Source organism: Pseudobacteriovorax antillogorgiicola, from assembly GCF_900177345.1.
Classification (GTDB): Bacteria; Bdellovibrionota_B; Oligoflexia; order Oligoflexales; family Oligoflexaceae; genus Pseudobacteriovorax; species Pseudobacteriovorax antillogorgiicola.
Window position 1 is genome coordinate 36,860 of record NZ_FWZT01000023.1, and the last position, 22,588, is coordinate 59,447.

The following is a 22,588-nucleotide window of genomic DNA, read 5'->3' on the forward strand; positions in this document are numbered from 1 at the left end:
GCCTCCTTAATTTGCCTTTTTGAGCATGGCATCGATTTTTTCTAGTTTTTCTTTGAGCGCTTGTCCGGTAAACGGCTTCACAATATAGTTGCTAACTCCCGCTTTCACCGCTTCAATAATATTTTCTTTTTCAGCTTCTGCTGTAACCATAAGAAACGGGACATGCTTGAACTTAGCATCAGCTCTTACAGTCTTCAAAAACTCAAGGCCAGTCATATTCGGCATGTTCCAGTCAGAGACAATGAGCTCAAAATCTCCGTGTTCTTTAAGCGTTTTGTAGGCTTGCTCTCCATCCTCTGCATCAACGAAATTGTGGAAACCATTTTGTTTTAGCAATGTCTTTACAATGCGTCGCATGGTTGGAAAATCGTCTACGACGAGAATCTTGAGATCTGGTTTTAGTATTGATGCCATCTTAGACTCCTTGAAAAATCTAGTCGGTAAGCAATGGTTTAAGTCTTGATCGTAACTTTTCTACGGCCTGAGTGTGCAGCTGACTGACACGTGACTCTGTGACCTCTAATATCTTACCAATTTCTTTTAAGTTTAGATCTTCGTAATAATACAAAGAGAGGACAAGTTTTTGTTTTTCTGGTAGTTCCTCGATATTTTTTATTAGAAGTTCCCTGACACCCTTACTCTTTAGCTGAGTAAAAGGGTTCTTCGAACTCACGTTCTCGAGACATTCCAATAAACTTTTCTTATCTTGCTGGTTCGGCCCAGAGAGTTCATCGATAGATAGAAGAGTTACTGCTTTAACCTTGGCAACCATGTCGTAGTACTCATCTAAGCCTACTCCCAGTGCCTTAGATATCTCTTGATCAGAAACGGCTCTACCGAACTTCTGCTCAAGCTCAGCATATGTTTTTTCGATTTTTTTGGCCTTATCGCGAACCGATCGGGGTACCCAGTCCTGAGACCGCAACTCGTCGAGGATAGCACCTCGAATTCTGAATTCAGCATATGTCTTAAACTTATTGTCTCGTGACGGATCGTATTTTTCGATCGCATCCATTAAACCAATCACTCCCGCGCTAATGAGATCGTCTATATCGATATTCGATGGTAGACGAGCCGCAATTCTTTGTGCTACGAATCTAATGAGAGGTGCATAATCCATTATCAGTTGATCTCTAAGCTTTCCGTCAACGCCTTTGGTATCTTGTTTATACCGCTTGACTAGTCCTTTCATTCAGAGATCCTTTCCTGCCTTCGGAGAGTTAGATTCTTTGGCTACAGACTTCATTTGGAAACAACAATGGTTCCCAATGACTTTTCTCTACATCTCTCATGGTTTCAAATAGCTTTAGAGCTATCTCGTTCCACGCCTGTCCCGACCGTGTATGGGCTGTCAAATCACTTCCAGCAGCTTGATTCATGATGGTTCGCGGCACCAAGTCATCATAGGGAACGACTCCAATAATCACTATATCTGTATCGAGAAATCTCTTAGCAACTTCGGTAATTCTGCGACCTATCTTTAATCCATGCTCTTGATTGACTGCTTGATTGATCAATAAATTGATCCTTTTTTCTTGGTACTTCTCAGCCATTACCTTGATGAATGCGTAAGCATCAGTCATCGCGTGTGGTTCGGGTGTAGTCACTACAACAACTTCATCAGAAATTGAATTGAGGTGAATCACTGTTTCACTAATTCCTGCACCTGTATCGATTAGGATCACATCAAAGTGCTTACTAATATCGTCTAGCTGATCTAGAATGCTCACTCGTTGCGCTAGTGGCAGATTAGCTAGATTGGCGAACCCCGATCCAGAAGGGATGAGATGGATACCCATAGGGCCCTGAAGGATAATATCTTGAAGACCGACTTTACCATCTATCACATCATTTATATTGTACCTAGGTCTTAATCCTAAGACAACATCCACATTGGCCATACCTAGGTCACCATCTAAAATAAGCACCCTTCGATTCTGCCTTCTAGTGCTCAGAGCCAGCTGCACCGTCGTGATTGTTTTTCCGACCCCACCCTTACCACTAGCGACACTGATGGACTTCCTTTTCATGATTCTCCTCACAAACCAATAATCCGTTCGACCAACCGTTCCCTTGAAGCCCTCTCTAAGTCTTCCGGAATATTTTGCCCAACACCAAACCAACTAATGGGGATTCCCCACTTGTGCATTGCGTTGAATACTTCTCCATACGTCCAACTCTCATCCATTTTTGTAAACATCACGCTTGATATACCTAACTGCATAAAGCTTCTGATAGATCGTTCAATTTGGGACTTTTGATCGGTCATTGATAGGGCAAGATGGAAGTGATGGGTATAGCTGTCGCTTTTTAGCTTACTAATTTCATCTATCGCATCGGTGGCTTTTGGACTCCTACCAGCTGTATCAACCAAAATAAGGTCCATATTGCTATTTTTTTCCACGACGCGAGCCAAATCTTCAACCCTTGAGATCGTCTCGAAAGGTGTACCCAATACCTTGGTATAGAGTCTCATTTGCTCTGCGGATCCCAATCTGTGATTATCAAAACTTACGATAAGAACCTGACGCTTCTCTTTGAGGTGGTACTCCGCTGCCAGCTTACAAACTAGCGAACTTTTGCCTACACCTGAGGGGCCTATGATTGTGTGGACCTGTGTTTCGCCATCGATGAGATTCCAACGAGGACTCACCTTCGTTCTCTTCATCATCCATCGGATACAGTGTCCTTGGTAGAATTCGTATGAATCTTCATAGTGACGCTTTTCATTTGGAATTGAGCAAAGGTGCTTTGCTACCTGAGAGATAATATCTTCATCAAGATTCATTACTTTGAGGCGCTTAATGATGTTTTGAATCGCCTCTGGAGCGTCCTTAAAGCTACTGCTTTTCTGATGGGAAAGGTAGTCCAAGAGTACAGTACGCACCTCCTGGAGGCCAGACTCAATTGAAATCAGGTGCTCTCGACGGATGGACTTGCTGTAGATATGTTCCAGTTTTTCCTCAAAAGCATTTAGCTGCCTTTGCCATTGAATCAGATCCGACTTATCGATCGCCTGACCGGACTTAGGAGGTTGAATACGGGTCGAGGCACTATCAGTAAAGGACTCTGACGAGGGAGCTGCTGTCACCTCGTAAAGCAAGCCTCTGCCATTTCCCGACGGCTTGGTCTTCGTTTCAAGGATCACTGCATCGTGGCCAAACGAATCTTTCACCTTTTTTACTGCGTCTTTCATTGTGAAAGCTTCAAACGTTTTAATCTCCATAGGACCCACCTTACATGTTCACAATACCTACAGCATTGGTTTCTATACCTGCCGGAATTTCATCGAACGCCATCACAACCACACCAGGGATAAAGCGATTGACCAACTGCTTGATTTCCCATCGAATCAATGATCCACATAGAATGATCGGTTGTGTTCCTGTTGTTTGAAATGCTTCAAGAGCTTGAGCAATGTTGTTGAGTATCCTTTGCGCCATCTCTGGATCAACTTGCAAGGATGTGGAACCATCCTCTCGATGTTGCAAACCTGAAACCAATAAGTCTTCCACTGCGCGATCAAGCGTTACCACAGTTAGCTTGCCATCCATATCTAGGTACCTCTTGATGATACCACGCCCTAAAGCCTTTCGTACATACCGGCTGAGCACCTCCGGGTTCTTGATATTTCGACCATGGTCAGCTAATGTCTCAAAAATAGTTAGAAGATCACGAATGCTAACTTTCTCTTCCAGTAAAATTTGTAGAACTCGCACAACATCGCCTAGAGTCAATCGATCGTTACTCAAGACTTCTTCCACAACCTTCGGGTACTCATCCCTCAAGCCATCGATAAGATTCTGGACCTCTTGCCGCCCTATTAGTTCGTGGCCATGCTCTTCGATTAGTTTTGTTAAATGGGTCACGATAACTGTAGCGCAGTTGACAACTGTATAACCTCGGAAGGTAGCTTCCTCTTTCTGGCTTTGCTTGATCCAAATGGCGTCTAGGCCATAGGCAGGCTCTCGTCCCGGTATACCATCAATCGTCTCAATTATGTCGCCTGGATCCATAGCAAGAAGATAGTCGACCATGAGGTTCCCGCGTCCGATAACGTTACCCTTCAACATCACTTGATATTCTCCAGGCTTCAGTTGAATATTATCGCGGACCATGACCATCGGCACTACAATACCAAACTCTTGAGCGAACTGTTTTCGCGCAGAAACGATCCTCTCCAAAACTTCTCCATCTTGCGCGGAGTCGACTAAAGGAATCAATCCCACACCAACCTCCAGTGCTAGCTGATCGATATGCAGCAGATCTTCTATGGATTCTGATGCCCCCTCGTCGGCTTTCTTTTCCTTCTTTTTGGCCTCTTCGATCGCTTGATTTTCGAGCGATTTCTTGGCAAAACGTGCTACGAAAAATGCTGAAACAGCAAGAATACCGAATGGCAGACCGGGCATTCCAGGAACAACTGCCATGATTCCCAAGAGGGTACTGCAGATGTATATGGCTTTAGGATGTGCAAAGACCTGGCGATGCATTTCATCACTAATACCCCGATCATCGCTCACCCCAGTTCGAGTTACCACAATACCAGCAGCTGTTGAAATGACCAGTGCTGGTATCTGAGACACCAAACCATCACCAACTGTCAACAAGGTGAAAACTTCCGCTGCCTTGGAGAAACTCATATCATAGATCACGACACCGACTGCCAGACCTACAACAATATTGATCGCTGTGATGATGATACCAGCAATTGCATCACCTCGAACGAACTTCGAAGCACCATCCATCGCACCATAGAAGTCTGCTTGAGCCTCTATTTTTGTTCGTCTTTTCCGAGCTTCTTTTTTGTCGATGAGCCCTGCATTCAGCTCGGCATCGATCGCCATTTGCTTTCCTGGCATCGCATCCAAGGTAAAGCGAGCACCAACTTCAGCCACTCGCCCTGCACCTTTGGTGATAACAATAAAGTTGATTATGACTAGAATCGCGAATATGACAAAACCAACAAAGTAGTTTCCACCCACAACAAAATCACCGAAAGAACTGATTACAGAGCTAACCTTACCAGTTGGAGCATCGAGTAAAATACTCCTTGTAGTGGCAACATTGAGACCTAATCGCAACAATGTTGTGATCAGAAGAACCGTCGGAAATGTTGAAAACTCCAAGGGTTCTTTGACATATATTGAGATCAGGAGAACTATGAATGAGACTGATATCGATAGGGTTAAGAATATATCGAGTAACAGGGGTGGTAACGGCAATATCATGGTGAAGATAATGCCAAAAACTCCAAAAGCAAACTGCACATCGGGAGACTTAATCAGCGTCATCAACGCCTGCCTCCCATTCGCTTCAGCTGTAGCCATAGTCTAAATTAACTCCCTCTCGACAAACTTCTTCCCTTCAAAAGGAAAACATATCGAATTACTTCTGAAACCGCCTTGTAAAGACTCTCCGGAATTTCTTGCCCTACTTTGACAATTTTATAGAGTGTCCGCGCTAAAGGTTTATTCTCAACAATCGGTATATCATGATCTCTCGCGACTTCTTTCATTCGTTGAGCTGTAAAATCCTGCCCCTTGGCTATAACGATGGGCGCTTTCATTCCAAGTTCATATCGAATCGCCACAGCAAAATGGGTTGGGTTAGTGATGACGGCTGTGGCTGAAGGAGTTGCTTGAACCGCTTTTGCCATCGCAATGTCCCGCTGCATACGTTTCATTCTAGCTTTGACGTGCGGATCAACCTCTCGCTTCTTAAATTCTTCTTTGACCTCTTGCTTGGTCATTTTCAATTTTTTCTCGATACTGGCAAAGTTGTAGATGTAATCGAAACCCGCCACCAGAAGCAGGAGAGCCGAAACAGACCAAAAGAGTAGTTTCGTAATATCCGCCCAATAGATCCAAGCCCGTGAAATTGGATAGTGCATCAAGCCTGGAACCACTGTCCATTCGCTGTAGAGGATCAGATACGACATGATACCTACTGACCCCATCTTTCCTACCCCTTTGATAAGTTCCACAACAGCCTGACCACTCACCATACGGACTAGCCCCTGCCAAGGGTTCATACGTTTAAAATCAGGCTTGAGCCTTTCCCAGGAAAAATTAAGGGTCGTTTGGCTAAACGTAACGAAACAGGCAACAAAAGCACTCACTATGAAAAAAGGAATGATAAATGCCATTGTTTTAGCCCAAATCTGGCTCACGTGAATTCTAAATGTATCTTCGTCTAGACTAACTAGGTGAATTCTTTCGAAACTGAATATCATGTATTTAGAAAGATCCTGTATCAAGCGCTCCAAATAAAAAGACATAGCCACGACAACTGAGGCCAGAACGAATACGGATGTCACTTCCCGCGATACCGCAATCTGTCCCTTCTTCCGAAACTCTTCCCGTCTCTCAGGGGTCGCTTCTTCGGTACGGTCTTCATTTTCGCCTTGTTCAGCCAATTCATCCCTCTAGGGTGCAAGTCCGCGCAGAACCGCCTTAATTTCGTTGTTGCTCTGCGCGATAAAGGTTTTAATAAGTTGCGGAAAGTAGGGTAGCGACGCAATATAGATCAGCAAACCGATAAAGAAGCTAGTCGGAAAACTCATTGTAAAGATATTCATCTGGGGAACTGTTCTGGCAATGAGCCCAAGAGCAGCCATGGTAAACATCAGTGCCACTAGAACAGGTGCAGATAGCTGAACTGAAATAACAAAGACCGATGCCGTCGCCTGCACCATCAATTCTCCGATACCCCCATCTAGGCTCGCAAACCCTGATGGAATAAGTCTAAAACTATCAGCAATTGCCGAAATATAGAGGTGATGAAGATTTAAACTAAGAAAGATGAGCATAAGTAGAATACGATGAGTTGCAGTAAACGAGTTCATCTGAATATTGGCGTCCGGGATCATTAGGTTTGCGGTACCAAAACCCATCTGATAGCCAACGATACTCGCTGCCATGACAATCCCATCAAAAACAAGCCTAGCGACAAAGCCAAGCATTAAACCAATAATCAGTTCTCTAGCAGACATCACTGCAAATGCCCAAGCATCTTGAGGCATTCCTCGATACCACTCGGGCATGATGACTGGATACAAAAGAAAAGCTATGGCAACTGAAAAAAGTATTCGAACTCGTACCGGAGTGGGCTCATCACCGAATATAGGCAAGGTGAAAACAATACCACTGACTCTTAGGAAGATAAGTCCTCCCTTCACAGCATCGTCATATGGTATGTTAAACATCACTTACTTCCTAGATGAGGGATCGCCTTAATTAGACCAATGGTAAATTCAATCATAATACTTAAAGTCCATGGACCAAAAATCACCAAGGCAACCGTAATGGCGAGAATCTTAGGAATGAATGATAGGGTCTGTTCGTTAATCTGAGTCGCAGCCTGAAATATTGAAACGGCCAAACCCATAAGTAAGGTTGCTAGAAGAGAGGGGGCAGCAACCTGGATAGCAAGCCAAATTGTTTTCCAACCAAGATCGATGACCATTTGATCGTTCATAACTGGCCCCTATATAGCTACTGTAAAACTTCTCACTAATGAATCCACAATGAGTGACCAGCCATCAACTAAAACAAATAATACAAGTTTGAATGGCATTGATACCACCGTTGGCGGCAACATCATCATACCCATTGCCATCAAGATCGATGACACCACCATATCGATTACCAAAAAGGGCAGATATATTAGAAAGCCAATTTGAAACGCTGTTTTTAGTTCAGATATAACGAATGCAGGAATGAGAACACGCATCGGCACTTGATCCACGGATGTGGGCTTACTCTGCTGTGCCACGTTCATAAAAATTCCAAGGTCATCTTCTCTGGTTTCTGCAAGCATAAATCGCCTGAGAGGCTGCACCACTTCCTCGATAGCCTGCTCTTGGGTGATAGCTTTGGCAAGGTAAGGAGTCAGTGCCCGTTCATTGATTCGATCAAGGATCGGCCCCATTGTAAACAAGGTGAGGAATAGAGACAAACCAACAATCACTTGGTTGGGTGGCATAGTTTGAGTCCCAAGAGCCTGGCGGATGAAACTCAGGACAACTACGATTCGGGTAAACGACGTCATCATCAAGAGAATCGCAGGTGCAACGGCTAGAATAGTCAACATCGAGACTATCTTGAGCGCTGGCACAAACGCCTCTGGGTCCTCGGTTTCGTAAAGGTTCAATTCTATTGTAGGCATCTTCGTTTGTGCCATAAGATCCATACTCATGACATCAAATACAACAAAAGCTGTAGCCACTAGAAGAAAATGAAAGATCACCCGTACCATAGAAACCTCACACTGAGGGCAAGTTTTTTAGCTTGCTACGGATTAAGTTTGTTACATCTTCTATCGATCTTGAGTCCCCACTCTTTTGCGTACTAAAGCTAGTTTTCACACCCTCGTACTCTTGCCCCTGATCTCGGTTCATCTGGGGTTCGTTTCTTTTCCCCTTTTCCGCTTCTTTGGCAACTTTCTTCATCACTCGATTGACAGGGTTCATAGTCTCCATAGCTGGATTTGAGTTCATAGGCTTCTGGCCCCCAAGGGGTGCTTTCGTTTGGTTTAGCAAGGGGGACTCAGATCTCCTTACATACGATAGGGAATCATGAGACGGGCCTACAGAAGAGGGCTGATCAGGGGGAATCGAAGTGAGATAATTGATGCCATCAGGGGACACACCCAACAGGACTTGATGGCGGCCTACTTCGACTAGAGTCAAATTTTGCTTCGGAGCCAACGAATAGCTGGCAACCGTTCTCATCGGTACAGCTTTACCATCAGGACGAGGAAGACCAGTTTTGGCTATGAGTCGCCGAATGGTTAGACTCATAAAGAACAACATTAAAAATCCACCACCAATGATCGTTATATAGATCAGCTTTTCGTGTAATTCTTCCCCAAGCATATCAGCTTCATTTTTAGAAGAATCCGATTGAGCTTCTCTAATCTTTTTGGCAGGATCTTCAATATCGTGCCGGACTTTGGTACGAGCTATGACCTCACCAACAGGGGGTGAGTCGTCTATATGAACAGGTTTTACAGTTTTATGGTCGAGATGAATAAGAAGTCTATCATTTAGGAACTCTGTTGTTAGTGAGCCGATAAGGCTTTTGGTTTCTTGAGTGACAAACATTCGAATACCCGCAGTCTGTTCGTCAATTTGAAAGGTAGCAATCTTTCGAAAGTATGGACCTTTGGAATCATAAAATTTCCCTGGTTCCAAGACTGTTGTAGCAGGCACCTTCACCTGAATAAACGTCCCATGCTCTTCAATAGTAACATCTTTTTTTGGCACACCATCCTTGTAAAGGATCGAGATTAGACTCGATTGATCATCGACATCAGTTTTCACGGCACTCACTTCAAAAGTCTTACTACTGGCATGAAGTTCCATACCAATGACCAAAACTATCATCGTAACTAGTTGCAACACTTTCATCTTTATCCCTCTTGCTGACTTAGATCACCCAGACCAAACTGAGAGACAACATCGGTTAATCGAACACCAAATTTCTCGTTCACAACAACAACCTCACCCATGGCGACAAGCTTGTCATTGATCAGAATTTCCATCGGCTCACCGGCAATTTTGTCCAGTTCAATTACAGATCCTTGGCCCAACTGAAGCAAGTCATTGACGAGCATCTTGGTCCGTCCCAACTCGACCGATACCTTAAGAGGAACATCCAGGATCATTTTTAGTTTTGAGAAATCTGTCCGCGCAAGACGAGAGTCCTCGGCAGTCATGACTACACCTTTGTCATCGTCACCACCACCTCCGCCTCCGCCTCCACCACCATCGCCGCCGTCACCAGAAGCCTGAGCTAAGGCATCGTCGAAATCACTCCCGAGCCCAAAGTCTTCTGCATTTAGATCATCAGATGCCATGATATTCCCTCACCTATAAATCAAACATGGATTCAGTTACTCGAATGGCTCGATTGCCTTTGAGAAGCCCAGGAATACCTTTAAATTTGGGCACTCCTTCCACTAGAACATCGAGAGGCATGGTTGCGTCGGTATCAAGCTGAATGATATCGCCAATCTCAAGATTCATAATGTCCCGCAGCTGGATGTTAGCTTCCCCAAGTTTGACAACTAAATTGGCAGTTGTCTGCATGATCTGCTCTTTCACCCTATTGATCCAGATAAAGTCAACTTCCAGCTGCTCACTCTGAAAACCTACCGACAATTTGGATTTAATGGGCTCTAAGGTAGAATAGGGAATCACAATCTTTATAGTGCCTGATACTTTTTCAAGCTCAACATCAAAAGTTGTTGCGATGACGACATCTGAAGGCGGAACAACAGCAACGAATTGTGGGTTGATTTCAGTTCGACTGTAGCCGATTTTTAGGGGATAGACAGGCTCCCAAGCTTTCTCCAAATCATCAATTGCTGACAAAACAACCCTTCGAGCAATCTTGATTTCGATCTGCGTGAAATCCTTGCCTTCGATCTTTGTATAGGGAACGTCGTTGCCACCAAAAAAACTATCAACCAAAGCATAGAGAAGCTTTGATTCAATCACCATCACGGCTGCCCCACGAAGAGGGTCCAACCTCAAAATATTCAAACATGAAGGCAAGGGTAGAGAATTCATAAATTCAGAGAATTTGAGTGGCCCTGTGGAGTTTACACTCAGGTTCGCCATTTTTCTTAAAGAGTTTGATAGGGTCACACGAAAGAGTCGAATAAATCGATCGTGAATAATATCCAAGGTCGGCATACGACCACGGATGATACGGTCTTGATTCGCCAGATCATATTGGACAACACCACTTTGAAGGCCCTCATCGCCACCATCATCATCTGCATCAACACGATTGTCCGACACCGCAGATAAGAGTGCATCAACTTCACTTTGAGATAACACCTGACTCATATAGCGACACCCTTATTCAATAAGTATATCCGTTATATAAACAGCATCGATTTTCTGCTTCATATAGCGATTAATTCTGATCAAAATCTCTTTGCGAAGCGCATCTTTACCATCAGGAGCAAGTAAAAACTCTCTTGTCTTCCGACTCACAACGCTGATCACTGCGTCCCTTAACTGAGGAAGTCGCTTTGTAATTTCCTTTTTTTGCTTTTCTCCACCTGAAAATTCAAGTGTCACTTCAAGGCGAACGAAGCGATTTTCTAAAGCATTACCCAAGTTCAAATTGAATGTTTTCATCTGATAGGTATCGCCGAAATCGATTCCTAGGTCTTCCTCACTTTTAGCTGGTGTTTGACCCTGAGTTCCCTCAGCTGACTTAGCACCCTCGCCTTCAGTGGGCGCGCCTTCTTTCGCTTCGCCTTCAGCCTTCTCCTCACCATCATCGCCAGCTTCTTCTGCACCGTCTTCAGGAGCCGGATCTGCAGTAGCCTCTTCATTGACTTCTGTGGCAACTTCTTTTTCTTGGCCCTCGTCACCACCACTCAGCATAAAAAATGCCCCTACACCACCGCCAAGAACGAGAACTAATGCAATGATCGCGATAATCAGGAGTTTTTTCTTACCACCACCGGAATCGTCTTCACCGCCACCTTCGGCCGGAGCTTCGGCGGGAGCTTCATCTTTCTCTTCGTCAGCCATCAATACCTCCCTTGTCCATATGACCACAGTTCAAGATAGATGCCATTGACATATGCCAAGTAGTACTTGAACATCTCTGGACTTTGGGTCTTTTTCGGAGACTCATTAAAGACTTAGGCTTCCATTCGCGAGATCTTAGGATAAAGACTAGGAATTTTTCCATTTTAGCGGATATGATAAAGCCGCATGTTGTCGGATCTTTGACGGGCAAGTCAGAATATTGACAACGTCAATGAGTTGATAGTCTTATTTTTGACACGGTTTAAACTGATGAAACTAATTATAGCTTTGGGAACGTTCTTTGTTCCAAGTATCCTACTAGCAGCAAGTCCCGATCTGGATTTCCACTATAGCGCCGGTGCTCAGTTTATTTATAGTGACAGTCCAAGCGGGGATAATTTAAATCTTTCTGTCATCAACACCCAATCTCAAACTAGTTCCCAAGGTGGCAACCGCACCTTAGGTCTCCAGAGGGTGTTTATCGACCTCCAATTCAAACACCAATTTTCCTACTTAAGCATGCGTTTGCGCCCTGATGCAGGGCTAGAACGCCAACAAGATCAAGACCAAGTACAACTGGAACTCGATACCCGATCAGGCACCAACTACCGCAACCCAGCAGCCCTAAAGCTTCTTGATACCTATGAAATCGGCTTTCTTAAAACCAAGAATTTTAACGTTTCCTATGGGGTTGTGGATTACGCCTATCGCAATCGCGAGGCTTACGAAAGCCCTCTAGACTTCGGACTTCAAGTTTGGTTTCCCAGGAAATTTAGCAGCTTTGCAATCGCTTGGGAGTCGAGTCAGGATCTGAGTCAGAACCTAGAAAACATTGAACCTCCTCGCTACCACTTTTCCCTCTTTACTTTGGAAACAACTGACGATCGTCACGAGAAGCTCTCATATGGAGATCGAAGCTCCGACACTGCCCCTGTTGCCAATGACCCTCACACGGGAGTCGGCTTTATTGGATCCTATAGGCCCAATCGAAGCCACACTTTCGAACTATTTTCAGGCTATATGGACACTAAGGTAGACTTTGGTCGAAAGAGTCGCCTCATGGCTTCAGCAGCTTCCATGAGCGACTTCTATTTTAGCAAGCAAAGACTTTCCTTTTCCTATAATCTCCGCTACTCCAAAGAACGTTGGAGCGTATCGCAAGGGAACTACCCCGAACTCGAACAATTAAGCCAGACAATCAAACTGAGCTATCTGGCATCCCGCTCACGATCGTTCTTCACTGGCATCTCACATGGTGTTTCACAACGCCCCCTCGGATCAGACTTTGGCGAAAAGGAAATTCACTCTGGATATCAATTCGATCTCGGCTATCAAGCTCATCTCTATGATCATTTAAAGATTGCCGTTGTTCTCACAGATGAAGTTCGAGATGTTGAAGAAGCAGGTGTTAGTAATGGTGGATTTATTATCAATGATGAAACGATCAATCGCCTAAATCGCCTTGGTGTACAACTGAGCTACTATGTTCTTTGAGGCTTTATGAAGCGAGTATTGCTGCTGGCATTTACTACAATGTTCCCAGGCATCCTCAAGGCCTCGATCGCTATGAGGGTGGCCATTGATCTTAGTCATCGTAGCAACAGTAATGGAACCAGCGCAGATCTCAGTTATCTAGAAATAGATTTCACTCATCGGGGACAAAACTGGTTTGGAGATCTTTCTATCGCTTATCCAGGTGGAGCCTACCCGAAGCCTCGCTATAGACTGAATAAAAACTACACGACTCCTTCATGGACAGCTGATGACAGATTGATTCTGGGTATCGCTGAGGCAGGAGTCGGGTACCAATTAAACTCAAGCACAGCCTATCAGATTTCCGTGAATCCTTCCTTAGGTCGCTTTGTAGAGTTTTCCAAACACAGCAGCGCACTCACGCTCTTTGAACGACCCTGGTCGCAACTGGCGATTCAAAGATCCTCTCGATATGAATCTTGGCGTTGGCAAGCAGTATTGGGAACAGGCGAAGGCACCTTCACTCCACAGAGTGATTCCTATTTTCTGTACCAAGGATTGAGCTATCAATTATCTCCCTCCTCTTGGTTTCACCTTGAAGGTACGATCAATCAAAGCCCTTCCACAGCGATGCCTATACGATGGTTGAGTGAAAATCGAGATAGCGACATTCCAGGCTTTAGAAAGCAACGCATCCAAGCCTCCTTGTGGACTGACGGTAGCGGCCAAGAGGCTCGTGGCCTGCGAGGAGGTATAGCTCTACAATGGTTTCGAACTAGCGATGCAAATGCCAGCGTAGACCTAGATCTAACGCTGCCCTCATCCCTAGACCCGATTCACGGGTTCTACGAACAAGATAAGTCATCTTCAAGCCTTCAGCGTTTAGCGCTTTCAAGCTTTGCTTCCTATCGCATTCTAGACCAGTTCATTGTGGCTTCAGGATTCGAGATGGAAGTGCTCCATGCGCGCCATGACATTTTTTCCTTCTGCAAGACCCAAGTCGACCCCACTTGCCAAAGTGACCAAGTAACTGATCAGCTTCGTCGCCACGTTGTGACAGTAACTTTCGGCAGCGACTATGGCGAAAGTCTCTATTTTGGCATTGACTACTATAACAGTTCCTATGACAAACTATATGAGATCTTCAATTTTGATGGTGTCATGAGCTTTCGTCCAGAAAATCAAAGTTTTGACGCTTTTGCTGCGAGGCTTTATTTTAAGCTGTGAATGACTGATTTTTTTTGTTAGGTAGTTCCACAGCCTGTGCTATAAAGGCTCGGCTATTACAAACGCTTTTTGGGAGATACAATGAAACTTCGTCAGAGACTGGTTGAACTTGCCGCCGTTCTAGGCATTCTCACACTGACTGGCTGTAACGCCTGTACGGAACAACATAACCCTCGGCCAGATCAGGAGCGCTTCCAACAAGAACAAGATCTTGGTAATGCTCCAAAGAAAACCCTGAACGACGATGGCAGCCTTCCTAAAGTTGAAGAAGTTAAGGAAGAGAGCGCTGGTGCAGCGGTCGCATCTCAAGACAATGCGGGCGTTAAAAAGTATCAGCAGTTCTGTGTTGCTTGTCACGGCGCGAATGGAGCTGCCGATGGTCCTGCAGCAATGGCTATGAATCCCAAACCTCGTAATTTAACCGATCCTGCATGGCAAGACTCAGTGGACGATGCGCGGATTGCAAAAGTCATTAAAGAAGGTGGTGCAGCTGTCGGCCTTAGCGCAACCATGGCTCCATGGGGCGCAGTGGTAAGCGACGAAGAGATTGAACAAATGGTCGCCTATATTCGAAGCATGAAAAAGTAACGGGAGGCAGCTTCGCCTGCCCTCTCACTTTTGTTTACTCGTCTAAAAAAGCCTCATGCAATGCCTGAGCTGCCAGGTCTGCTTGCCCTTCCGAAATCACACAAGATATTTTGATCTCAGAGGTCGAGATCATGTGAATGTTTATATCCCGTTCCGACAAAACCGCAAAACACCGGCTCGCAACCCCAGGATGGCTTTGCATCCCAAGCCCCACAACAGATACTTTGGCAAGCCCTTCTTCATGATCAATCATGGGTTCAGCAGAGACTCCACCTTTCCAAGCATCCAGGATTTCCAGAGTCTTTCCTAAATCAGAGCGACCGATAGAGAACCCAAGACGCATAGCGTCGCGGCGATCCGATCGGTTATGAACAATAATGTCAACATTCACCCCCGCCTCAGCAATATTCTCAAATAGCCCTGAAACCAGCCGCTGATCGGGGGGCATGCAGTCTACTGTCATACGGACCACATCCCGCGCTAAAGTTACTCCTGAAACCACCGGTGCCTCTAGTCTCTGCTGATCGTTAAAACTCATAATTTTAGTCCTATCTGAATCGTTTTCTTTGAAGGTATTGCGAACAACAATGGGCATTCGATATTTTGCACCCAACTCCACACAGCGAGCATGCAAGACTTTGCTGCCCAGAGACGCCATTTCAAGGGCAACCTCAAAGTCCATCTCAAGATTCAGCCGGGCATTGGGCACGACCCTAGGGTCTGCAGTAAAAACGCCGTCCACATCAGTGTTGATTTCGCAAAAAGCAGCATCAAGAGCGACCGCCAGGGCCACAGCGGAGGTGTCGCTCCCGCCTCGCCCGAGAGTTGTGATTTCACCCTGCCGCGTAATGCCCTGAAAGCCTGCTATCACAGGAATTTCACCTCTTTCCCAAACATCAAACAACTTGCGACAATCGATTTCTTGAATCCGTGCTTGGGAGTGGTACTCATCTGTAACAATACCCAGCTGGTAGGCTGTGAAGCCTCTGGCAGAAACTCCCTCTGCTTCAAGTGCCGATGCCATCAATGCCACAGATACTTGTTCACCAGCTGACACGGCCAAATCATAGTGTTTTGCTGGTGCTTTCGGATTAATATCGCCAACAAGACCTACCAGCCGATTTGTTTCTCCTGACATGGCGCTCACGACGATGGCAATCTTCTGGTAACCCTGTTCCACTTGCTCGCTGACTCGTTTGGCGATGTGTTTTATCCGGTCGACATTGCCGACTGAGGTGCCTCCGTACTTCTGAACAATGGGGCGATGATCGCTTTCTGAATACATACTCTAGCCTCACTCTGGCTTGGGGATGCTGCAACTCCGTAGGCATCCCCCCGTTAAAAGATAGGGAAGCAACGCTGCTATTGCGTAATTGCTTTATAACCTGTTAGCTTGTCTCGCTATCAGCTGAAGGTATATACTAGTCCATTTAGGCTTGCAACTGACGCCTCGGTGGTACTCTAGGAATTTTTTTACACATTATTAAGGAAACCATCATGATTGTAGTCACTGGAGGAGCTGGCTTTATTGGCAGTGCACTGATATGGGCTCTCAACGAGATCGGAGAGCAGCAAATTGTCTCTGTGGACAAGTTGGGGATGGGTGAAAAGTGGCGTAATTTGGTCAAGCGAGACGTGGCCTTCAATCTAAGCATCGATGAGTTCTTGCCGTGGCTTGAGAAGAATGGTGACCAAGTGGAGGCAGTTTTTCATATGGGTGCTTGTTCATCGACTACAGAGCGAGACGCCGACTTTTTGATGAGCAACAACGTCCATTATAGCCAGTCCCTGTGGTCGTTCTGCGCAAGGAAAGACATTCCATTTATCTACGCATCTTCAGCCGCGACCTATGGGTCAAAGGATAATGATTTTTCCGATCAACACAATCAGATCGACTCTTTGAGACCTATCAATAAGTATGGTTGGAGCAAACAGCTGTTCGATCGCTGGGCATTGCATCAAGTCTCTAGCCCTTCGCAGTGGTTCGGACTGAAGTTTTTTAACGTCTATGGCCCTCAGGAGTACCACAAGGGTTCGCAGGCCAGCGTTGTTTTTCACGCTTATCCCCAAATTAAGCATAGCGGCAGCCTAAAGCTTTTCAAATCCTACAAAGAGGGGATTGGCCATGGGGAGCAGATGCGAGACTTTGTTTATGTAAAAGACGTCGTCAACGTTATGATCCACCTTTGGCAAAACGGCAAGCAAGGCCAGTCTGGAATTTACAACCTCGGCACGGGGCAAGCTCGAAGTTTCGCAGATCTGGGGCGCGCCGTCTTTTCTGCGCTAAATACTGAGGAAAAGTTTACCTGGATTGAAATGCCAGACAACATTAAAAACCAGTACCAGTACTTCACCGAGGCCGATCTTCAAAAGCTCCGCAACGAAGCAGGCTATGACGCTCCGTTCCACAGCCTCGAAGCTGGGGTTAAGGACTATGTCCAAAACTACCTGGAAGAGGGTGATCGCTTCCTATAAGGTTAATGATGATCCAATCGCCTGAGGAAGCATGATTCTTCTCGAATTTCAGCTTCCATTCTGCTTTTGGATCAGTTAGTGATAGCTCTCCTTAAATCACTACAAAATCGTGATTTGATGAAGCAGCCCTGGCGGTTACTCGTAATTCTCGGTTAACCCTATCAACCTCACAGTCATGGAGATCTTGTTATGGATATCACCAGTCAAATCCGCGAGGGTGTACGCCTCCTCACTGGTATCGAAGAAGGCACCCTACCATCCTCAGAGTGCTACAACATTATCAATCAGCTCGACGAAGTGCTGGTGAGCTTGACCATTCGCTATCTTAGAAAAAAGTATCCACCAACACGACAAGAGGCTACTGGAGTCGTGAGTCGCTTGGTCGACCTTTCAGGCACCTATCCACAGGTGGTTCAGATGGTTAAGGATGGTGAGGCCGACCCAATTTCTGAGTGGTTTACCGATACCTACGCATTCCGCGAGTTCTACGACTCACCGGAATCTTTTATTGAAACCATTGTGAATAAGCTTGAAGGCTAGCTTGACGGTAGCTGCATGCATTCCATGGCGCCTAAAGTTTCGCCACTCTGCTTTTGGGGAGTCAAATCGATTCTCACGACAAAGCCATCTTCGTAAGTCATCGTGCCAGTGAGCTGGTCAAAGGCTCTCACTGGCTGAGCATCTTCTACAAACAGCACGATCCTTTGTTCTGCTTCATCATCATCCCGGGATTCAACAGAATAGCCGCCCTTCATGAAAACTGAAGCACCGTCAAGATTTTCCAGATAAAGCACAAACTGCCCTCCCGCAAAGGTAAGCTGCCACGAAAGCTGATCTTGAAGACACTGCCACACCGTATTCAAAGCTTCTGCGTCACCCTCTTTGGGCCTCTTTAGGCGGACAATACTATCCCTCGAATTGAGCAGCAACTCTCCGTCGAAAAGCTGGTACTCAAAATCTCTTATCCCTCCTGCCAGAGCCAGCTCCTCCACCTGTGAGGCTTCCACCCTTAAGGTTAAAGACCGTAGCTGGGGAAACTCGTCGTAGGTTCCAGTTGCCTCGTCCTGGGTTCTGATTTTGGTAAGGGTAAAGGTCTCATTGGAATCTAGATTTAGGGTGATATCAGTAACCTGCTCGCTGCTACCACTTACCGTTTTGATAATACCCTGCCAAAACCCAGAAAGACCACTGACCGCACCGGCCACTGGCTCATCTGGCTGATCGCACGCTTGTAGCCAAAAGCCCAATATTACTATAAGTGATCGGATAAGCATTGATTTTCCTCCCCAGCTCCCCTAATATTGTACACCATGTCATTATTGCAGTTAAACTGCAGGCTAAACTACTAATTTTGCAGGTAATTTTAGAGGGTATATTATGGATCAAACCTATGAGCAGTTCCGCGACCGACTCGAAGAAGGGTACGACTGGCCTGCAAGCTACACCTTTAAGTTTGTAGTCCCAAAGGATAAGAAAGGCTCTTTGCTATCTCTCGCTCCGATGGGAGAAATTTCGGAAAAGCTTTCTTCAACTGGCAAATACGTATCTGTCACCATCAAATCTATGATGGAAACACCAGATCATGTGGTTGATGCTTATAAACGGGTGTCGGCGATCAAAGGCGTTATCAGCCTCTAATCCTAAATTCCTAGTTTGCGCTGGCACCTTCAACAGCGCGATTACCTTCTTGCTTGAAGGCTTTGCGCAGGTGAGCTGGCAGATCCTTCTGCATATCGACTCCAACAACCGTCGACACACCACCTTCTTGCATCGTGACCCCGTAGAGCTGATCAAGAACTTCCATAGTTCGGCGGTTGTGAGTGATAACAATAAACTGGAAGCGATCGGATAAGGCTTCGAGAACCTTATTATAGCGCCCCACATTGGCCTCATCCAACGGCGCATCGACCTCATCTAGGAAGCAGAAGGGTGTAGGCTTGGTTTTAAGCAGAGCAAAGATCAAGGAGATCGCTGTGAGAGCTTTTTCACCACCGGAATACAGAGTCATGCTCCGTGGTGTCTTGCCGGGCATCCTCACCATAATTTCAACACCGGCATTGAGAATATCTTCCCCTTCTACAAGCTGTAGCTTCGCTTCACCACCTGGAAAGAGGATTGGAAAAAGTTCGGTAAAGTTATGATTGACCGTTTCAAAGATTGCTGCAAACTTTTCTCGCGATGTATCTTCGATTTCGGAAATAGCCTCTTCCAAAAGCAGAATACTACCCGACACCTCTTCTTTTTGGCTCTGAATAAATTCGTAACGCTCTTTTAAACGCTTGTATTCATCAATCGCAACCATATTGATGCCACCTAAGGCTTCAATTTGTGCTCTCAGGCTCTGCACTTCTTTTTGCACAGACTCTGCATCAAAATCAGCTTGATAATCGATCTTATGATCCATCAAGTTAATCTGATACTTCTCTTGGGCTTGCTCCAAGAGCCCCTTAACAACAGTTCGGAGCCGCTCGATCTCACCATGGGTCTTAGCCTTATCCGTTTGCAAGGTCGATTGCTTCTTGCGGGCTTCTTTTAGCTGATCTTCTACTGCTTTTAGCTCGTCTAGGATTCCAGAGCTTCGTTCTCGACGAACATTTAGCTCTTCTTCAAGCTCATCACGGCGATAAAGATAGGACTCCATCTCTTGTCGACTTTGAGCCTTCTGCTTTTCTGCGTCTTCAATCTGAGTCTCAATTTTAACCCGCTCATCTTTACGCTTTGTCAACGAAGCTTCGGAGCGCATTAGCTGGGCTGAACTTTGTTCGTGAGAGTCTTTGAGGGCTTGGACTTTGGTTTCATACTTCGCCAGATCCACCTCATGCCGTTGTTGCATGCGACGAACCTCTTCTTTGCGTTCTCCAATGGCCTCGAACTCCTCTTGGAGCGACTCGATCTCTGCCGAAAGCTCTTCCTTCTCTTGACCGATCGATATGCGGGCTTCGCCAAGTTCTTCGAGCTCATGGACCAAGCTACGATCACGGGTCAGATGCTCCTCCAGCATTCGTTCCGCATCTTCTTTCAACTCAAGGACGTGGTCTCGATTCTGCTTACAGCTTTGTAGATCAGACATCAAGCTTAGAGCATCTTTATTCCGAGAGCCGATATCGTCTTCAATCTCTCGAATCTTGTCTTTCAATTCATCTTGATCGAACTGCAACTGCTCCAAAGCACCATCAATGGTAGCTATCTCAGCCTCAACATGAGTGATCTGTTCCCCAAGTTGTTCAATCTCGGCTTTTCTGGATAGTTTACCCTGCCCTTGTGCGCCAGCCCGGATCACAAAATCAGATTGCCCTGAAAGGATTAGGCCACGGCTGGTAAAAACGATAATTCCTGGTGGAATATCATCAGCAAAACTTTTAAGAGCAATGTCGTCGCGCACGAAGTAAAGCCGATCGACCAAGCGATCGATCCCACTCACACCTTCAGCACAGGCCAGATAAGGCTTCAAAGCTTCTAGATGAGGGATTTGCGGTGCGGCCACAGGCTCAAGTGAAAGTAGTGAAACTGGTAAATTACCAATCCCATGCTCACTCATCACTCCGGCCAGCTGCTGCAATTGTTCGTAGCCTTTGACAACCGCTCGTTCAGCCCAAATTTCGAATGCTGATCGCACTCCCTGAGAGAGATCATGCCGGCCATCGGCGTACTGGATCAGGTCGGTAAGAATCGATATGGAGCCCAGCTCAGAGTTATGTTCGGCGACCTTTTCGAGGGTTTCAGTGATGGAGTCTGATTGATCTTCCAAGGCTTTCAGTGAATTAAAGCGAGCGCGATAGTCGAAGTACTGCTCACGAAAGCTCTCTCGCTCGGCCCTTCGATTATCCAACGAGCGACGAATTTCTTCGATCTGCTCCTCTAAGGCCTGCTTCTCAGCGATCCCTTCATCTAGGAAAGCTTGCTTTTCAGAGACGCTTTCTTCGAATAGACTTACCTTGCTATTCATCTGACTGAGATCTTCGCGAAGCTGGTCAATTCGTGCGCGGCGCTCCCCAACATCTCCCGTGATTCGCGTTCTTTCTCGCTCGATGGATTCACATCGCAGACCATTGCTTTCCAAAAGTCGGTCCAAGTTACGAATTTGATCACTCAAATCCTCTGACTTATTCTCAAAGACCAGCGCCGACTCTTCAACTTGCTCAACTTCATACCGAAAAGACTCAATCACATCGCGGCATTGCTGAAGATTTTCCTGAGCCTGATCATATTCCGTCATAATACGTTCGACTTGCTGCCTCAGGATGTCTAAACCCTGATCTTCGCTATCGAGTGATTCATCAAGTTCAATCAAGCGTTTTTCGCCAGACTCTAGCGCTGCCATCGCTGAGGAAATCGATCCCTCAGCCCGCGCGATCTGCTCTCGCAATATAGAAATATCTTCGCGAATCTGATCCAGCTCTGGATCTGCTTCAGCGAGAGCTTGCTGCAATTCTTGGACGCGAACATCAAGCTTGCCAATGTCATTCGAGGTTTCGATTTCAACATCGGTATCTTTTTCCAGCTTCAATGTCAGCTCTTGGAGCTTACCGGTGTAGTGAAAAAAATTATGACCAAAAAGATTCAGTTCTTGCTCTTTTAAGCGATCCGATAAGCCTTTCCACTTTTCAGCTTTTTCAACCTGGCCTTGCAAGGCTTCGAGCTGTCGCTCAAGCTCGGTCACGATATCTTCAATTCGATCGAGATTATCGATGGTGGCTTCAAGCTTCTTCTGCGCCGCCTGACGGCGGTTTTTAAAAACCATGGTACCCGCAGCTTCTTCTAGAATCTCGCGCACATCTTCCGGCTTCGCATTTAGAATTCGATCGACCTGACCCTGTTGGATCATTGAATAACTGCGGCCGCCAAGGCCAGTGGTCGCAAAAAAGCCCACGATGTCTTTCAACCGGCAGGGCTTTTTATTGATAAAGTATTCCCGTTGTCCGTCCACATAAAGGCGGCGAGATAAGGCGATTTCGGTTTCATGACGGTATTCTGGCGGGCAAAATGGGCTGCTATCTGAATTATCGAAAACCAAGGTTACCTCAGCCATGCCGAGGGCCTTTCGCTTGTGAGAGCCAGCAAAGATAATGTCCGTAGCAACCTGGCCGCGGAGATGCTTAGCGTTCTGCTCTCCCATGACCCAGCGAACGGAATCGATCACATTTGATTTGCCGGAGCCATTTGGACCGACAATTCCCGTGATGCCTTCATTAAAATTCAGGGTCACTTTGTCAGCGAAAGATTTAAATCCAGAGACGATCAGCTTTTTTAAGTGCATAGACAGAAACC

The 22,588-nt window shown here is 45.9% G+C and carries 22 protein-coding genes; 6 read left to right on the forward strand and 16 right to left on the reverse strand.

The window, feature by feature from the left end:
* Positions 1 to 6 precede the first annotated feature (6 nt).
* Genes B9N89_RS24265 through B9N89_RS24325 form a run of 13 tightly spaced genes read right to left on the reverse strand, consistent with a single transcriptional unit; the run spans position 7 to position 11,557 of the window.
* Entirely contained in the window at positions 7 to 414 is a 408-nt protein-coding gene (locus tag B9N89_RS24265; protein ID WP_132323587.1) for a chemotaxis response regulator CheY, read from the reverse strand.
* Between the two features lie 19 nt (positions 415 to 433).
* Entirely contained in the window at positions 434 to 1,192 is a 759-nt protein-coding gene (locus B9N89_RS24270; RefSeq protein ID WP_132323589.1) for a FliA/WhiG family RNA polymerase sigma factor, read from the reverse strand.
* Positions 1,193 to 1,220: 28 nt separating this feature from the next.
* On the reverse strand, positions 1,221 to 2,030 hold the full coding sequence (locus B9N89_RS24275) for a MinD/ParA family protein (protein ID WP_132323591.1): 810 nt from the start codon (positions 2,028 to 2,030) through the stop codon (positions 1,221 to 1,223).
* A gap of 8 nt (positions 2,031 to 2,038) precedes the next feature.
* Positions 2,039 to 3,226, reverse strand: coding sequence for a flagellar biosynthesis protein FlhF (locus B9N89_RS24280; protein WP_132323593.1), 1,188 nt, complete (start codon positions 3,224 to 3,226; stop codon positions 2,039 to 2,041).
* Between the two features lie 10 nt (positions 3,227 to 3,236).
* Positions 3,237 to 5,294, reverse strand: coding sequence for a flagellar biosynthesis protein FlhA (gene flhA, locus B9N89_RS24285; protein ID WP_200820784.1), 2,058 nt, complete (start codon positions 5,292 to 5,294; stop codon positions 3,237 to 3,239).
* Between the two features lie 44 nt (positions 5,295 to 5,338).
* Positions 5,339 to 6,418: a flagellar biosynthesis protein FlhB gene (flhB, locus tag B9N89_RS24290; RefSeq protein ID WP_132323597.1), complete on the reverse strand. Its 1,080-nt coding sequence runs from the start codon at positions 6,416 to 6,418 to the stop codon at positions 5,339 to 5,341.
* A 9-nt stretch (positions 6,419 to 6,427) separates the two neighbouring features.
* Positions 6,428 to 7,207, reverse strand: a complete 780-nt coding sequence (fliR, locus tag B9N89_RS24295) for a flagellar biosynthetic protein FliR (RefSeq protein ID WP_132323599.1) — start codon at positions 7,205 to 7,207, stop codon at positions 6,428 to 6,430.
* Positions 7,207 to 7,479: a flagellar biosynthesis protein FliQ gene (fliQ, locus tag B9N89_RS24300; RefSeq protein ID WP_132323601.1), complete on the reverse strand. Its 273-nt coding sequence runs from the start codon at positions 7,477 to 7,479 to the stop codon at positions 7,207 to 7,209. Before fliQ ends, fliR begins: the two co-directional genes overlap by 1 nt.
* Positions 7,480 to 7,488: 9 nt before the next feature.
* The gene (fliP, locus tag B9N89_RS24305; RefSeq protein ID WP_132323603.1) at positions 7,489 to 8,259 is read right to left on the reverse strand and encodes a flagellar type III secretion system pore protein FliP; all 771 of its coding nucleotides are present in this window, start codon (positions 8,257 to 8,259) and stop codon (positions 7,489 to 7,491) included.
* 7 nt (positions 8,260 to 8,266) lie between these two features.
* Positions 8,267 to 9,412 (reverse strand): flagellar biosynthetic protein FliO, encoded by a 1,146-nt coding sequence (locus B9N89_RS24310; RefSeq protein ID WP_132323605.1) that lies wholly within the window; start codon positions 9,410 to 9,412, stop codon positions 8,267 to 8,269.
* Positions 9,413 to 9,414: 2 nt separating this feature from the next.
* On the reverse strand, positions 9,415 to 9,861 hold the full coding sequence (gene fliN, locus B9N89_RS24315; RefSeq protein WP_132323607.1) for a flagellar motor switch protein FliN: 447 nt from the start codon (positions 9,859 to 9,861) through the stop codon (positions 9,415 to 9,417).
* Between the two features lie 13 nt (positions 9,862 to 9,874).
* Positions 9,875 to 10,858, reverse strand: a complete 984-nt coding sequence (gene fliM, locus B9N89_RS24320; protein WP_132323609.1) for a flagellar motor switch protein FliM — start codon at positions 10,856 to 10,858, stop codon at positions 9,875 to 9,877.
* Positions 10,859 to 10,870: 12 nt separating this feature from the next.
* Complete coding sequence (locus B9N89_RS24325; RefSeq protein ID WP_132323611.1) at positions 10,871 to 11,557, reverse strand: flagellar basal body-associated FliL family protein; 687 nt, start codon at positions 11,555 to 11,557, stop codon at positions 10,871 to 10,873.
* Between the two features lie 270 nt (positions 11,558 to 11,827).
* Here B9N89_RS24325 and B9N89_RS24330 point away from each other — a divergent pair, with 270 nt between their 5' ends.
* The 3 genes from B9N89_RS24330 (at position 11,828) to B9N89_RS24340 (ending at position 14,845) form a co-directional block, all read left to right on the forward strand.
* Positions 11,828 to 13,051 (forward strand): hypothetical protein, encoded by a 1,224-nt coding sequence (locus tag B9N89_RS24330; RefSeq protein ID WP_132323613.1) that lies wholly within the window; start codon positions 11,828 to 11,830, stop codon positions 13,049 to 13,051.
* 6 nt (positions 13,052 to 13,057) lie between these two features.
* A complete protein-coding gene (locus tag B9N89_RS24335) occupies positions 13,058 to 14,257 on the forward strand; it encodes a hypothetical protein (protein ID WP_132323615.1) in 1,200 nt (399 codons plus the stop codon).
* An 81-nt stretch (positions 14,258 to 14,338) separates the two neighbouring features.
* On the forward strand, positions 14,339 to 14,845 hold the full coding sequence (locus tag B9N89_RS24340) for a c-type cytochrome (RefSeq protein WP_132323617.1): 507 nt from the start codon (positions 14,339 to 14,341) through the stop codon (positions 14,843 to 14,845).
* Positions 14,846 to 14,879: 34 nt separating this feature from the next.
* On the opposite strand, the gene B9N89_RS24345 is transcribed toward B9N89_RS24340, so the two are convergent.
* Positions 14,880 to 16,130 (reverse strand): aspartate kinase, encoded by a 1,251-nt coding sequence (locus B9N89_RS24345; RefSeq protein ID WP_132323619.1) that lies wholly within the window; start codon positions 16,128 to 16,130, stop codon positions 14,880 to 14,882.
* Between the two features lie 212 nt (positions 16,131 to 16,342).
* On the opposite strand from B9N89_RS24345, the gene rfaD reads away from it, so the two are divergent.
* Together rfaD and B9N89_RS24355 are read left to right on the forward strand one after the other, a co-directional pair.
* A complete protein-coding gene (rfaD, locus tag B9N89_RS24350; protein WP_132323621.1) occupies positions 16,343 to 17,320 on the forward strand; it encodes an ADP-glyceromanno-heptose 6-epimerase in 978 nt (325 codons plus the stop codon).
* A 189-nt stretch (positions 17,321 to 17,509) separates the two neighbouring features.
* Complete coding sequence (locus B9N89_RS24355) at positions 17,510 to 17,860, forward strand: hypothetical protein (protein WP_132323623.1); 351 nt, start codon at positions 17,510 to 17,512, stop codon at positions 17,858 to 17,860.
* Here B9N89_RS24355 and B9N89_RS24360 read toward each other — a convergent pair.
* Positions 17,857 to 18,594: a hypothetical protein gene (locus tag B9N89_RS24360; RefSeq protein WP_132323625.1), complete on the reverse strand. Its 738-nt coding sequence runs from the start codon at positions 18,592 to 18,594 to the stop codon at positions 17,857 to 17,859. The two genes, B9N89_RS24355 and B9N89_RS24360, sit on opposite strands and share 4 nt — an antisense overlap.
* A 103-nt stretch (positions 18,595 to 18,697) precedes the next feature.
* Between B9N89_RS24360 and B9N89_RS24365 the strand changes: the two genes are divergently transcribed.
* On the forward strand, positions 18,698 to 18,958 hold the full coding sequence (locus B9N89_RS24365; protein ID WP_132323627.1) for a DUF493 family protein: 261 nt from the start codon (positions 18,698 to 18,700) through the stop codon (positions 18,956 to 18,958).
* A 10-nt stretch (positions 18,959 to 18,968) separates the two neighbouring features.
* On the opposite strand, the gene smc is transcribed toward B9N89_RS24365, so the two are convergent.
* Positions 18,969 to 22,577 carry a chromosome segregation protein SMC gene (smc, locus tag B9N89_RS24370; protein ID WP_132323629.1) on the reverse strand — a complete coding sequence of 1,203 codons (3,609 nt, stop codon included), beginning with the start codon at positions 22,575 to 22,577 and terminating at the stop codon, positions 18,969 to 18,971.
* Positions 22,578 to 22,588 lie beyond the last annotated feature (11 nt).